General features: G+C 67.6%; 11 protein-coding genes. 4 read left to right on the top strand and 7 right to left on the bottom strand.

Features of this window, described 5'->3' with window-relative positions; genetic code table 11:
• Positions 1-169 precede the first annotated feature (169 nt).
• The 3 genes from E1161_RS25115 to E1161_RS25105 form a co-directional block, all read right to left on the bottom strand.
• The gene (locus E1161_RS25115; protein WP_132627223.1) at positions 170-2,449 is read right to left on the bottom strand and encodes a YncE family protein; all 2,280 of its coding nucleotides are present in this window, start codon (positions 2,447-2,449) and stop codon (positions 170-172) included.
• A gap of 710 nt (positions 2,450-3,159) precedes the next feature.
• Positions 3,160-3,942, bottom strand: coding sequence for a hypothetical protein (locus E1161_RS25110; protein ID WP_132627209.1), 783 nt, complete (start codon positions 3,940-3,942; stop codon positions 3,160-3,162).
• A gap of 460 nt (positions 3,943-4,402) precedes the next feature.
• Positions 4,403-4,795: a hypothetical protein gene (locus tag E1161_RS25105; protein WP_132627208.1), complete on the bottom strand. Its 393-nt coding sequence runs from the start codon at positions 4,793-4,795 to the stop codon at positions 4,403-4,405.
• A 287-nt stretch (positions 4,796-5,082) separates the two neighbouring features.
• On the opposite strand from E1161_RS25105, the gene E1161_RS25100 reads away from it, so the two are divergent.
• Complete coding sequence (locus E1161_RS25100; protein ID WP_132627207.1) at positions 5,083-6,048, top strand: PDR/VanB family oxidoreductase; 966 nt, start codon at positions 5,083-5,085, stop codon at positions 6,046-6,048.
• 671 nt (positions 6,049-6,719) lie between these two features.
• Complete coding sequence (locus E1161_RS25095; protein ID WP_132627206.1) at positions 6,720-7,544, top strand: helix-turn-helix domain-containing protein; 825 nt, start codon at positions 6,720-6,722, stop codon at positions 7,542-7,544.
• 337 nt (positions 7,545-7,881) lie between these two features.
• Here E1161_RS25095 and E1161_RS25090 read toward each other — a convergent pair whose 3' ends face one another.
• The 3 genes from E1161_RS25090 to E1161_RS25080 all read right to left on the bottom strand — a co-directional run bounded on the left by E1161_RS25090 (position 7,882) and on the right by E1161_RS25080 (position 10,786).
• Entirely contained in the window at positions 7,882-8,955 is a 1,074-nt protein-coding gene (locus E1161_RS25090) for an Rv2578c family radical SAM protein (RefSeq protein ID WP_132627205.1), read from the bottom strand.
• An 84-nt stretch (positions 8,956-9,039) separates the two neighbouring features.
• A complete protein-coding gene (locus E1161_RS25085; protein ID WP_132627204.1) occupies positions 9,040-10,197 on the bottom strand; it encodes a beta-ketoacyl synthase N-terminal-like domain-containing protein in 1,158 nt (385 codons plus the stop codon).
• Between the two features lie 388 nt (positions 10,198-10,585).
• Complete coding sequence (locus tag E1161_RS25080) at positions 10,586-10,786, bottom strand: hypothetical protein (protein ID WP_207920391.1); 201 nt, start codon at positions 10,784-10,786, stop codon at positions 10,586-10,588.
• On the opposite strand from E1161_RS25080, the gene E1161_RS28750 reads away from it, so the two are divergent.
• Positions 10,761-11,156 (top strand): DUF6157 family protein, encoded by a 396-nt coding sequence (locus E1161_RS28750; protein ID WP_408012101.1) that lies wholly within the window; start codon positions 10,761-10,763, stop codon positions 11,154-11,156. The two genes, E1161_RS25080 and E1161_RS28750, sit on opposite strands and share 26 nt — an antisense overlap.
• Here E1161_RS28750 and E1161_RS25075 read toward each other — a convergent pair.
• A complete protein-coding gene (locus tag E1161_RS25075) occupies positions 11,098-11,955 on the bottom strand; it encodes an SDR family oxidoreductase (protein ID WP_132627202.1) in 858 nt (285 codons plus the stop codon). The genes E1161_RS28750 and E1161_RS25075 overlap by 59 nt on opposite strands.
• A gap of 95 nt (positions 11,956-12,050) precedes the next feature.
• Here E1161_RS25075 and E1161_RS25070 point away from each other — a divergent pair, with 95 nt between their 5' ends.
• Positions 12,051-12,476 carry a winged helix-turn-helix transcriptional regulator gene (locus tag E1161_RS25070; protein WP_132627201.1) on the top strand — a complete coding sequence of 142 codons (426 nt, stop codon included), beginning with the start codon at positions 12,051-12,053 and terminating at the stop codon, positions 12,474-12,476.
• Positions 12,477-12,682: the final 206 nt, after the last annotated feature.

Here is a 12,682-nt window from a genome sequence, read left to right as displayed (position 1 = left end):
GCCCCTGCCACCATGAGGTACAGGGCGGTTTTCGGACAGCACGGCATGACTCTCTCCCCGGGAAGCGGCGGAAGGAGGGCGTTCACAGCGAGAAGTCGCCGGAGGGGAAGCGTTGTGGGACCGCCCGGGGCCGGGCCGGAACCCGGCCCCGGGGTTCACTCGGCCCGGATCACTTGCCGGTGCCGATCGGGTCGCGCTGCTGCGGGGTCAGCATCTCGGCCCACTTGCCCGCGTTCTGCTGAGCCCAACCGTTGTAGACCAGCGGAATCGCGAGGACACCCTGACCGCCCATGCCGGACGCGCCCGTGATGGTGCCATCGACCTTGGTGTCCGCGGTGGCGTCGAGCGTCTTGGTGCCCACGACGGCCGCATCCGCGATGTTGCCGTCCATGTTCGGATCGACGTCGATGATCTGCATGACGTTGGCGAACTTGTTGGACACGTAGGCGTAGTAGCCGCCACCCTTCTTGGCACCGAAGTTGATGCCGTGGCAACCCGCCGAACACGGCAGGTCCTTGACGACCTTGTCCGTCTTCGGGTCCACCACCGAGACCGTCTGCGAGAGAACGTTCGCCGCCACGAGGGCCTTGTTGTCCGGGCTCACCGGCAACTGGATCGACAGACCGCCGAAGGGCTTGCCCTCAGCCGGTCCGGCGATCGGGCTGTAGTTCTCCCACAGGTCGATCGTCTTGCTGTGCACCAGCTTCCCGTTGTCGGCGCACGCGTTCTCCTTCAGGGAGACGCACGTGATCGACTGACCGGTGAAGTCCGCCGTGTACGCCTTGCTCGCGTCGGACGTCATGCTGGTCGCGATCGGGAACTGCCCGGTCTTCTCCGTCTTGACCGCCCCGGAGTCGAGGTCGATGATCGAGGCGTTGTCGGTCATGACGTTGGGCGTGATCGCGGTCTTGCCGTCGTAGGACAACCAGTGCGCGTGCGGGTGGCGGATCTCCCCGGAGGGGCTGACGTTGATGCGCTTGGTGACCGCGCCACCGCCCGGAGCGACCTCGACGATCTCGTTGCCCGCGTTGAGACCGACGATCAGCTGGTCCGTACCCGGCTTGGTCATGATGTGCGCCGGGTTGTGGCCGACCTGGGTGTTGACGATGTGCTTGCCCGTCTCCCGGTCGAAGGCGTTGATCTCATCGTCGAACCACTCGGACTGGTAGAGGAACTTGTAGTCCTTGTCGGTCCACATGTTGTGCGGGTTGTTCATGTTGATGCCGGGAGCGCCGATCTTGCGCTCGATCTTCCAGTTCTCGGCGTTGATCCGCGTGGCGGAGCCGACCTTGTCCTTCTCCCCGAACTCCTCCATCTCGGTGTCGAGCCAGACCTCGCCGACACCGGGAACGGGCGGAGCCTTGTCACCCGGGTTGAGCGTCTTGGGGTACTTGAACTTCGAGTCGAAGTACGCGTCCAAGATCGGGATCAGGATCGGGTTGCCCGCCTCGTCGTACTGCAGGATCGGGGCGGGAGCCTGGGTCGGGTTCCAACTGACGGGGTTCTTCGGGTCGAACTTCTGCCAGTTGTTCGGGTTGGTGATGTTGAAGAACGCGTTCACCAACCTGTTGACGATGTCGGAGTGCGACGGCACGTTGAGCTCGCGCGAGTTGATCTGCGACCGCTTGCCGAAGTCCAGCCCGATCGTCAACGGGTCGTCCACCACGACCGCACCCAGCATGTACGGCGACACCATGTCGGCGAACGCGTACAGGCCCGGCTCGGTCAGCTGGATCTGCTTCTCGCCGAAGAACGCTCCCTTGGCGTCCATGAACGGAAAGCCCTGCGCACCCTCCGGGGCGATCAAGCCCATGGGGTTGCGCAGACCCTCCGACTCCTTCGGGTCCACGACGAACTTCACGGTCACCGGCGGGCCCTTGACCGCGAACTCCTGCAACTCGTTGAGCGCGCCCTGCAGGTCCACCCCGACCGGCAACTGGTTCAGGTTGATCGGCGCGTCGACCGGCAGCCCGACCACCTGCTGGGTGAAGGCCCCCAGCAGCCGCTCGGCCTTCAGGGCAGTCGGCAGGGCCTCCGGGTTCGAGACCCCGATCTCCTTGACCGTCTTCAGGGTGCTGTCCAGGTTGAGCATCTGCGCCAGGTTCTGCCCCGTCTGCCCCAATGCCGGGACCGGCTGGCCGGTGCCCTTCACGAGGCCGGTCAGCCCCTCGGCCTGATCCATGTTGGTCAGCGACCTGGCTTCCTGCGGCGAGACCAACCCGGCCACGCCCGGCAGGCTCGGCAGCGCACCATCAGGCACGCTCGGGACGATCGAACCGTCGGCCGCCGACGTGCCCACCCGGGGCAGCTCCGCGATGGCCAGCGACTGACCGCCGAAGAGGTTCAGGCCGGAGTCGAACCACTTCCCGTTGTCATCCTTGATGTGGAAGGTCACCGGCAGCGGACCTGCGCCGACCGGCTGCTGAGCAGCCGCCGGCACCGCGGCCATCGTACCGGCGCTGGCGGTGGCGACCACCACCGCCGCGGCAGCCTTCAGGCGACCGCGCCATTTTCGGGCTCCCGGAGGAGATTCTGCGGACATGTGGGTCCTCTCTGATCCGTGCGGTGCGAAGATCGCCGGTTCGGCGGTGTCAGGTTCCGAAGCTCGTCGGCCCCAGCGCCCCGGCGGTCCGACACTTGTTCCGGAGGAACGACCGCACCTCACCGGGTCTTCGGTTCGGAAAACCCGCGCAGCCCTGCGCCACACGGGTATCGTCAATTCATTTCCGGATCGGCGTGTCATGCTCGAGATCAATCGAACGAGAAGAGTTAAGCACGCCGCCGATCCCAGCGGAACGATCAACCGGTAAATCGAGTGTAAAACGACCATCACCGGCGCATCAGAATTGATGTGATCAGAAGAGACGACAATGCGCCACGTGACACGTCGAAGAAAATCGGACTCGCTTCAGGGAAATGGTTCCCACCGTGCCCGAACAGCCCGACACCAGCGACAAGAGCTGGCATGATAGCTGGTCACGACCACGCCCACGGCAGACGTCGGGACTCCGCCACCATGTTCACGCTCTTCACGGACCATTGATCAGGCGTGCTCGCGCGTGCCGCGAGAAAATGGCACCACGAGATCGGGAGAGCACGTAGAGAACACAATTCGAGGCGACCTGGAACCCAATCAGGGAACCTCGTGATCTGTTTTCCTCACCCTCGTCCACCGCAGTGGCGCGTCCGGTTCCCAACCGCGAAGGCCAGCAACGCAGCGACGGCGAAGAACAGACACAACGGCCTCTCGTCCGCAACGGAGTCCGCACGACTCGCAGTCAGCTCGGTGCGCGCGGCCGACATCTCCGGCTCTCCGGACCCGGGCTCCAGATCCCCGACGACGCCACGTCCAGCCGCCCACGGCCACTCCTGCGGCGCGCGTTGCTCAGCACGCGGCACGGCGCCGGCTTCGATCCCATCGGCAGCCAAGGGCTCCGGAACGTGCGAGGGTGACGCAGCGGGGGCCGGAGACGGAGGCGGTTCCGCCGGTTGAGGTGATAAGGGTGGCGGGCCGGCCGGGAGACGTGGCAGGTCGGGGAGTTCCACGTGCGTTGCGATTCCGCACATCGGGCTCAACGTCGCGTGCACCACCGGGGTCAATTCGCCCAATACCGGTCGCGCGGCGGGGATTTCCGCCAAACGCAGGATCGCGGCGTCCGCGATGCGTCCTCCGGACAGGTACCCCTCGCCGATCCGCCCCACCGAGATCGGCGGCGCGGCGCTCCACTCCACCCGGAACACCTCGGCAACCCCGGGAAGGTCGTCGACACCCTGCACCGCCGTCGCGACGGTCTCAACCAACGCCTGCGGAAGCACCACGACCTCGGTACCAGCGGCACCCTCGACGACCGCCGCGCAGGTCGGAATGACGAGAGCGGGTTCAGCCGCCTCGGCGGCGGGCGTGGCGGAGGAGGCCACGAACACGAGCGCACCGAGCGCCAAGCGACGGCGGAGTCCCATGCCTTCCCCTCTCCCGTTCGAAGCGCTTTCTTCGCCAGTTCTCAGCGAATCCACATCCGCCGATGCGAACCTGGGAACTCAGCGCGGACCGAGCAATGGTGGCACGTCCGCCGGGCGGTGCCCAGAACGCGGTGACAGCGGTGACCGACAGGTGTTTCGCGCTTGTTTCCTTCCCCGGGTCTTGCCCTGAACAGGCATTCCTTCGATGGATCGTCGCTTGTGGACGGACTGTGGAGAGATCGCGCCGGAAGCGCCGCCCGGCAAATGGTTCACAACGCGGTTGCGCCTCACCGCTGACTCCGGATCGCCGAGTGGAACCTATTTCGCGTGCGCCGGGTCCGGCGAATCCGAGGCAGTTCCGACCAAAACTCGTGTGAAAACAATACGTCTCGCTCCACGGCGCCGTTGCTCACCCAATCGCAACGTCACGCACGACCGGTCGTCACATCTTCCGGTCATGAACCAGCGCTCCGGCACTCGGCGCCGCCCGCATCGCCGCACGCCGCGGATCGGTCCTGGCCGCTCCTGCTGTGCGCTTGAGCGAGACGTGCGAAGTGTGTCTTCGGCGTTTCGCACCCGCGATCGTCGCGTGAATTCGTGCTGGCAATGTGATTTTCCGGCGGGTGAGAACGGCTGCCCGATCGACATCCTCAGATCGAACGCCGCGCAGTGTTGTGGCAGCCTGAACGATCATGCACTTCGGACTGGCAGGCACGACAACGACGCTCTTTGCGGGAACGCCCATCAATTCGCCCATCGCGAAGCGTGGAACGATTTTCGCCGCCCGTTCATCGCGCCACCGCTTCCACGCCGGAACGCCCTCACCCGTCACCACTCGCCCATGAGCCCGCTGACCTGCGGCAACACCGTGCACGCGCGTGTTTCGGACAGGTGAACACGAAGCGCAAAGGAAGACCACGTGACGCCGAACGCTGCTGGTCAGAACGTTGTCGCCGTGTCACGATGACCTGGCCGGCCATCCCGACACCACTCATTCGCGCGGCGTCATCGACGCCGATCCGCGCGCCAACGGTGGCGGCATTCGATCCCGGGAAACCGCAGAACATTCCGCACCACCCACAGGTGTGCGCCGGAACGCGGTTGCTCACTGAGGAGGCATTGATGACGACGGGCGCACTGTCCAGAACCGAGGTGGAGCTCAAGGTCCAGCTCGACCGCAAAGACGTCCTCGCCGCCGGTGTCGTGCGGCTGACCTTGCGCCATCCCGATGGCGGCCCCGTGCCGAATTGGGAACCCGGCGCCCACATCGAGCTCGTGCTGCGCGACGACCTGGTGCGCCAGTACTCGCTGTGCGGTGACCCCGCTGACCGCTCGACACTGCAAGTCGCGGTACTGCGCGAACCGGGCGGCCGAGGAGGGTCCGACTACGTCCACCGCGAACTCGCCGAGGGTGACCTGTTGCGGATTCGCGGTCCCCGCAACCACTTCCCACTGGTGAGAGCCAAGAGGTACCTGTTCCTGGCCGGCGGCATCGGAATCACGCCCATCCTCCCGATGATCGGCGCCGTCGACCGGGCGGGAGCCGACTGGCGACTTGCTTATGGCGGCAGGTCCCGCGACACGATGGCATTCGCCGACGAGCTCGTCGCCCGCTACGGGCCGAGGGTCAGCCTGAGCCCGCAGGACGAAACCGGCCGCCTCGACCTCGACGTCCTCCTCCGGGAGGCGTGCCGCAGAACCGCGGTCTACTGCTGCGGCCCGGAGCCTCTGCTCGCGGACGTGGAGAACCGCTTCTCGTCGCGAAGCCGCGGCACGCTGCACCTCGAACGGTTCACCGCCAAGGAGGTCGATGCGCCGACCAGTGGTTTCGAGGTCGAGCTCGCGCGCTCGCGACTCACGCTCAACGTGCCGGAAGACCGCTCGATCCTCGAGGTCGCCGAAGACGCGGGCGTGCCGGTGCTGTCGTCGTGCCAGGAGGGCATCTGCGGCACCTGCGAAACTCCCGTGCTCGACGGCGTCCCGGACCACCGCGACTCACTGCTCACCGAAGCCGAACGCGCGGCGAACCGAACGATGATGATCTGCGTGTCGCGGACGTGCGGGAAACGGCTCGTCCTCGACCTGTAGCCACGACCAGCGGGCCCCACACACCGCCTGACATGGGAGCTCAGATCACAGCTCACGCACGGGAACCGGCCGATGACTCAGCACCGCGGGAACGCCTGGAGTGCGGACCGGGCTTTCACGGGATCCGGTGGACACCCCTGCGGACAGCGCGTCCGCCGGATCCTGTTGACCGCCTCGCCACATCGGCGAAACGATCGCCAGAACGTCGTTCCTACAGTTCGGTCACCACAACGCCACCTCTGGCGCACCGCCGATTCTCTGAGTCTCCTAATTCCGGATGATGGCAAATGCGTGCGCCCGGCTCCACCCCACCCCGACGACACCACTGGCCCCAGCCTGCGCGTCTTCCGTGGCACCACGAGCAATTCGGAATCGACGGGAAGCACCTGCCTCCGATTCAGGTGCCTGCGCACCACATCGATCCTCCACCTCGCTTGACTCGGAGCTGACGGACAATTAACAACGCAGCCGTTCATTCGACAGCGAACGATCGGGTAATTTCACCGGTGCCGGGTCTTCGCCAGTGCGCACCGGCAGCCGACCCTAGTCATCGTCCACAGTGTTCGCACGAGAGCGCCATGAACGACGTCATCTCGCCAGGTCATCGTCGGCGAGTTCCCGAACGACGAGTAGCTGGGATGCATCGAATGACCAACGCTGAAGCCTTCAGGATGACGACACGGGACGCACGCAAACTCTCCCCCGAAGCGCTGGAGGAGATCCGTCGTCGAGCCGTCGCCGCGGTCGAGTCGGGGGCGTCGCAATCCGACGTCGCGCGCCTGCTCGGTGTGTCCCGCAAGACCGTCGGCGCGTGGGTGCGCGCCTTCCGGCGCAGCGGCGAGGATTCGTTCAGAGCGAGGACGCGGGGACGCCGTCCGGGTGAGCAGCTCGCGCTGTCGACGCAGCAGCAGGAGTGGACGATCCGCGCCATCACACGGGGCGCGCCGGATTCGCACGGCCTCCGAGCTGACCTGTGGAGCAGGCAGGCGGTTTCCGACCTGGTCAACCGCGAGTTCCGGGTGCTGCTCAGTTCCGCGACCGTCGGTCAGTACTTCGCGCGCTGGGGTCTGATCGACGAAGCGCTCCTCAAGGACATGATGCGCTCACGCATCGCCACGATCGTGCCCCAGTGGCGAGCGACGAACACCGAACCGCAGTGGTGGATCCGGGAAGCCAAGGTCGCGTGGATCGTCTGGAGCAGGCCGCACGCACCACCGCCCGGTCACAGCCGCAATCTGATGAACGGGTTCCGCAATCACTTCGGCGACGTCCACGTCCTGCAGGCCATCTCCCACCGGAGCGTCGTGCTGTTCCACGCACAGCTCGGGCCGTTCGACGCACAACAGGCTGGCCGGTTCCTGGTCCGGCTGCGGCACCAGCTCAACGGCCCGCTCAACGCGATCGTCTGCCACTGGCCGACCGAACACCACACGATGCTGAAGGAGTGGTCGGCGCCGCACGAACACCGGATCGCCCTGCATCTGAGCAAGGGCTGAAGACACCTCGCCAAAAATCGGGGAAACATCTCCTGACGAGAGCCTGGGCGAGAAGGAGGTCCTGAGGAAGGGTCCCTTCTCGCAGCAGGTGAGTGCGGCGGCGAGCGAGGAAGCCGCAGAGCAGGGTGCCGTGGGCAGCAACTACCGCGGTTTGTCCAGCGCGCGCTGGAGGTTCTCAGCGCTGGCGCATTGGACGGAGCAGAGGACGCCGTTGTGGACGAGGTCCCAGAGCACCTGGTTGGCCTGAAGGCACGAAGATCGTCGCGACGGCTCTCGGGCATGTGCCTCCTCTCGACGAAGGACGCGCCTAGACCGTCGTGGGCTCACCGCCCCGGCATCACAGCAGGGCGAGCTGGCGCGCGCGATCCCCATCGGTCTCGGACTGCGGGGAATGTCCCGGCTGCGTCCGGGAGTTCTCCGACCTTCCCTGGCGCGCCAACCCGTGACGCTCCTCGGCCTGCTCGACCAGCTGCAAGACCTCTCGTTGGTACCACTTGGGCGTGTAGGCGCCGTTGCGGTACAGCCTCTCGTAGAGCGGCAGGAGGTCGGGCCGCCGAGCGCTCAACCACTCGTGGAACCACTCCCGCGCACCCGAACGCAGGTGCAACACGATCGGCGTCAGGCTCACCGCTCCCGCCTCGGCGATCGCGGCCACTGTCGCGTCGATCTCCTCCGGCGAATCGCTGAGCCCAGGCATGATCGGCGCCATCAGCACCGAACACCCGATTCCCGCCTCCGCGAACCGCCGCACCACGTCCAGCCGACGCAGCGGCGACGGCGTCCCCGGCTCGACCTCCCGCCACAACAACTCGTCGACGGAACCTACTGAGACGGCGACGGAGACCTTGGCGACCTCGGCCGCCTCCGAGATCAGATCCAGGTCACGCAGGATCAACGTGCCTTTGGTGAGGATCGAGAACGGGTTCGCGTGGTCGCGCAACGCTGCGATGATCTCCGGCATCAGCCGGTAGCGCCCCTCCGGCCGCTGATAAGGATCGGTGTTGGTGCCCATCGCGATCGCCTCGCCACGCCAACCAGGCGCGGCGAGCTCCTTGCGCAGCAACGCCCCGGCATTGACCTTCACGACGATCTTGCTGTCGAAGTCATGCCCCGAATCCAGGTCCAGGTAGGTGTGAGTGCGTCTCGCGAAGCAATAGGTGCAAGAGTGGGTGCAGCCCCTGAAGGGGTTGATCGTCCAGCGGAACGGCACCTGCGACTCCCCCGGAACCCGGTTGATGATCGACTTCGCCTGGATCTCGATCGCGAAGGCATCCTCGGTCCCTGCCTCGATCGGCACCGGATCCGGCAACGCCAACCCGGCTCGGCCGCTCCCGCGCACGACGGGATCAGGCAGACCGAGCGGCAGCTCCCCTGCCCGACCTGCATCAACCCGCTGCTCTTCCCAACGCATGACCCGATTCGAACACAAATTCGATGATCTGTCGAGCTGCCTCCACCGAGCTCACACGATCGAGCGGCCGGCCGATCCCCGGGATCACGCCCCGGAGAAGAGGACGACGGAGTTGTGGCCTCCCATGCCGAGTGAGGACTTGACCGTGACCCCGTCCCGGACGGGCGTCGGGCCGTTGAGCAGGCGCGGGTGACGGGAGGGCACCGCGGGCGGGGCCGGGATGGTGCCTCGGTCGTAGCCGAGCGCGGTGGCGGCGATCTCCACCGCTGAGGCAGCGCCCTGGCAGTGGCCGACCAGCGGTTTGACCGAGTACAGCTCGGCTTCCGACGGGAACAGCGAGTCGAAGACCGCCGCCTCCGCCCGATCGCACTGGGCCGTGCCCGGACCGTGGGCGTTGAGGTAGCGCAGGCTCGACGCCTCCACGCCCGAGTTCTCGATGGCCTCCTCGAAGCAGCGGGTGATGTCGGTCAGGCTCGGGTCGATCGAGGTCACGTGGTGCGCGTCGTGCGACATCGCTCCACCGAGCACGTGCGCGTAGGCCCTGCCGCCGCTCTCCCGCGAGAGGATCATCGCCACCGACGCCTCACCCATCGCGAAACCCCGGCTGCCCTCTTGGAACGGCCTGCACACCTGGGGCGGTTCCGCGTCGCTGAAGGCGACTCCGAGGCGTTCGAAGTGCAGCACGTTCTCCGGGGTCGCCGACACGTCCGTGGCGACGAAGACGACGTCGTCGACGATGCCCGCGTCGATCCACGCCTTGGCGGTGAGCAGCCCGGCGTTGCCCGACGAGCACATCGCCGAGACGTTCATCGCCGGCCCGTGGAAGCCGAACTCCTGCATCAGCAACGACATCGGCGTCGACGGCATCAGCCGCAGGTAGTCGCGCGAGGCGAGGCTGCCTCCGTGCTTGAGGTAGAAGTCGCGCCACAGCTCCACTTCCCCGAGCACGACCGCGTGCAGCAGGCCGACTCGCCGCCCTTCGCGCCACCCGCGTGCGCGCGCGTCGGCGACGGCCTCGCGGGCCGCGCCGCGCATCGAGCGGCCGAACGTGCTCGGTCCGTCGGACTCGTCGCCCCCGGGCGGGATCGCGGCGATCCACGCCGTCCGGTCACGGCCTTCCCCGTAGCCGTCGGCCAGCGAGGCCGCGTGCTTGCCGTCGAGCAGTCCGTCCCAGAACGGCGCCACGCCCCAGCCGTACCCGGTCACGATCCCAAGACCGCGAATGCCTGTGTGCGGGTGCATCTCCATCACCTTCCGAACGATCAGCCCTGATCAGGATGGCTATCCTGTCCTCGGTGCAGATCGTCGCGGCGGGGTGGTGCGCTACATCCCCGTGGCCGCGGCCGGGGTGCGCGCGGAGTGCCGCAACGGCGGGAGTTGTGGGTCCGCCGAGGTCGGCGTGGGCGGTCGCGGAGCCGTCGGCGACGCCTGGGCAGGGCAACTCGGATCAGCTCGGGACGGCGAGCACGCACTCGAGGGATCGCCGCCTGGGTCGGGCTCGGTGTCTTCGTCCCCTGCCCCTCGGCGAGGTGGAGCAGGATGTACTGCCGCACCGCGCGGAGCGGAGGTTCGCCCGTGACGAGGACGAAGGTCGCATCGAACTCCTGGATCACGCCGATGGGCCTCCGGATCAGAACACGAGCAGTCCGATGTGGACTTCCCGGTCGGGCTGGACGAGCCGGCCGCGCAGCGTCGCCGTGATCACCTCGGCGCGCTGCGCGGCAGTGTCGCAACAGCGCTCGCACCAAGTCGTCATCGGAGGTTGGGCGGGCTGCTGCCACCTGGCGAGGCGGTACGGCTGGGGCGTGCACCACGACGCCAACGGACGCATCGCGCTGATCCCGGCGGGATCCGACCGGTACCGCGAACTCGCGGCCGACCCCGCGCTCCACCACGTGAGCGCCATGCGATCCAGCCGCGCTTTTGACCTTCCCGGCAGTTCGGCGATCGGGATCCGCTTGCCCTCATCCGCAGCGCCAGGCTGCCGCGCAACACCCCAGCTGCGCCAACGCCACCGGCGTGAGCGTGCTGCTCAGCCCAAGGGGCGGCTGCTGGCCCTGCGCGCAACGACGCTCGTCGACGAACGAGCTCGAACGCTGAGCGCGTCGCCCGCCCGGGCCCTCAGGCTGGCGACGCTCGGGTTCAGCTCTCCAGCGCGACCGAGATCGACTGGGAGATCGGGGTCGTGGGGCGGCCGATGAGGCGGGCGAGCTCGCCGCTGCCACCCTGGAGCAGGCCCTTCGCGATGGCCGAGACGTCCACGTCGACGAGGACGTCGGCGACCGCGTCCGGAACACCGGCGCCGGCGAGGGTGGTCTTGAGGGTCTCCGGCGGGACGTCGGTGTAGGAGACGTCCGTGCCGGACTGGCGGGCGAGCTCCGCCGCGTACTCCGCGAGCGTGAAAGCGCGGTCGCCGCTGAGCTCGTAGCTGCGGTTCTCGTGCCCCGACCCGGTCAGGACCGCGACCGCCGCGTCCGCGTAGTCCTCGCGGGGCGCCGCACCGATCTTGCCGTCACCGGCGCTGCCGAGGACGCCGTGCTCCAACTGGGTCGGGATCTGGGCCGTGTAGTTCTCGCTGTACCAGCCGTTGCGCAGGAACGTCCAGGTCAGGCCCGAGTCGAGGATGGCCTGCTCGGTGCCCTTGTGGTCGTCGGCGAGCGCGAAGTCCGCGTTCGGGCCGCCGAGCACACCCGTGTAGACCAGCCTGGCCACGCCCGCTTCCTTCGCCGCGTCGATCACCGCCCGGTGCTGCGGGAGCCGCCTGCCCACGTCAGGGCTGGAGATCAGCAGGACGACGTCGCCGTCGTTGAACGCCTCGCTGAAGGTGTCCGGCGTGTCGTAGTCGGCGATGCGCAGCTCGACGCCGCGCGCGGCCAGCGGAGCCGCCTTGGCCGCGTCGCGGACCACCGCGGCGACCTGGTCTGCGGGAACCTCGCGCAGCAGCCCCTCCACGACGAGCGAGCCGAGCTGTCCAGTGGCTCCGGTGACGACGATGCTCATGTCCATGTCCTCCAGCAAGTGTGAATGCGGTGCGGACCAACTGTATCGACGGAACTAACTTCTGGTTAGTACCCACTTCCGAGTAAGGTGGTGACATGCCGGTAAGCAATGAGGTCACCGCCACCGAGAAGCCGAACGTGAATGCGGCCACCTGCCCCTCGCGCAGCGTTCTCGAGCACATCACGAGCCGCTGGGGTGTGCTCGTCCTCGCCGCCCTGTTGGAGGACGGCCGACGGTTCAGCGAACTGCGCCGGACCATCGGCGGAGTGAGCGAGAAGATGCTGGCCCAGACGCTGCAGACCCTCGAACGCGACGGTTTCGTGCACCGCGAGGCCCACCCGGTGATCCCCCCGCGAGTGGACTACTCGCTGACCGAGGTGGGTGAGCAGGCCGCTCGGCTGGTGTCCGGGCTCGCCCGGTGGTCGGAGGCGCACGTGGCCGGCGTGCTGGCCTCGCGGGAGGAGTACGACAACGGACGTGAGCCGACGGGGCCCCGGAAGCCGCAGGACCGACCCGCATAATTGCCGGGTGACCGAGCCACCCGAGAATTCCGGACGTCGGCCTCGCCATCGACAGCCGGGACAGCCCGCGTGGCAGCCGCCTCCGCAGCAGCCCAGCCGCCGACCACCCCGGGAGAACCCACCTGCCCGGGATGCCCAGCCTCCCCAGGACGGCCGGCCACCTCGGCAGGCGCCGCCGCAGCGCCCGGACCCGCAGCGCACCCGCC

Origin of the sequence: Saccharopolyspora aridisoli, assembly GCF_004348445.1 — a bacterium.
GTDB lineage: Bacteria > Actinomycetota > Actinomycetes > Mycobacteriales > Pseudonocardiaceae > Saccharopolyspora > Saccharopolyspora aridisoli.
The sequence above is the reverse complement of the archived record's forward strand: the minus strand, read 5'-3'. Positions and strand labels throughout refer to the sequence as shown.

Excerpts from the sequence above, each read along its gene's own strand:
- E1161_RS25115 (WP_132627223.1), bottom strand. The coding sequence starts at position 2,449 with ATGGCCGCGGTGCCGGCGGCTGCTCAGCAGCCGGTCGGCGCAGGTCCG.
- E1161_RS25100 (WP_132627207.1), top strand. The coding sequence starts at position 5,083 with ATGACGACGGGCGCACTGTCCAGAACCGAGGTGGAGCTCAAGGTCCAG.
- E1161_RS25095 (WP_132627206.1), top strand. The coding sequence starts at position 6,720 with ATGACGACACGGGACGCACGCAAACTCTCCCCCGAAGCGCTGGAGGAG.
- E1161_RS25090 (WP_132627205.1), bottom strand. The coding sequence starts at position 8,955 with ATGCGTTGGGAAGAGCAGCGGGTTGATGCAGGTCGGGCAGGGGAGCTG.
- E1161_RS25085 (WP_132627204.1), bottom strand. The coding sequence starts at position 10,197 with ATGCACCCGCACACAGGCATTCGCGGTCTTGGGATCGTGACCGGGTAC.
- E1161_RS25080 (WP_207920391.1), bottom strand. The coding sequence starts at position 10,786 with ATGCGTCCGTTGGCGTCGTGGTGCACGCCCCAGCCGTACCGCCTCGCC.
- E1161_RS25075 (WP_132627202.1), bottom strand. The coding sequence starts at position 11,955 with ATGAGCATCGTCGTCACCGGAGCCACTGGACAGCTCGGCTCGCTCGTC.
- E1161_RS25070 (WP_132627201.1), top strand. The coding sequence starts at position 12,051 with ATGCCGGTAAGCAATGAGGTCACCGCCACCGAGAAGCCGAACGTGAAT.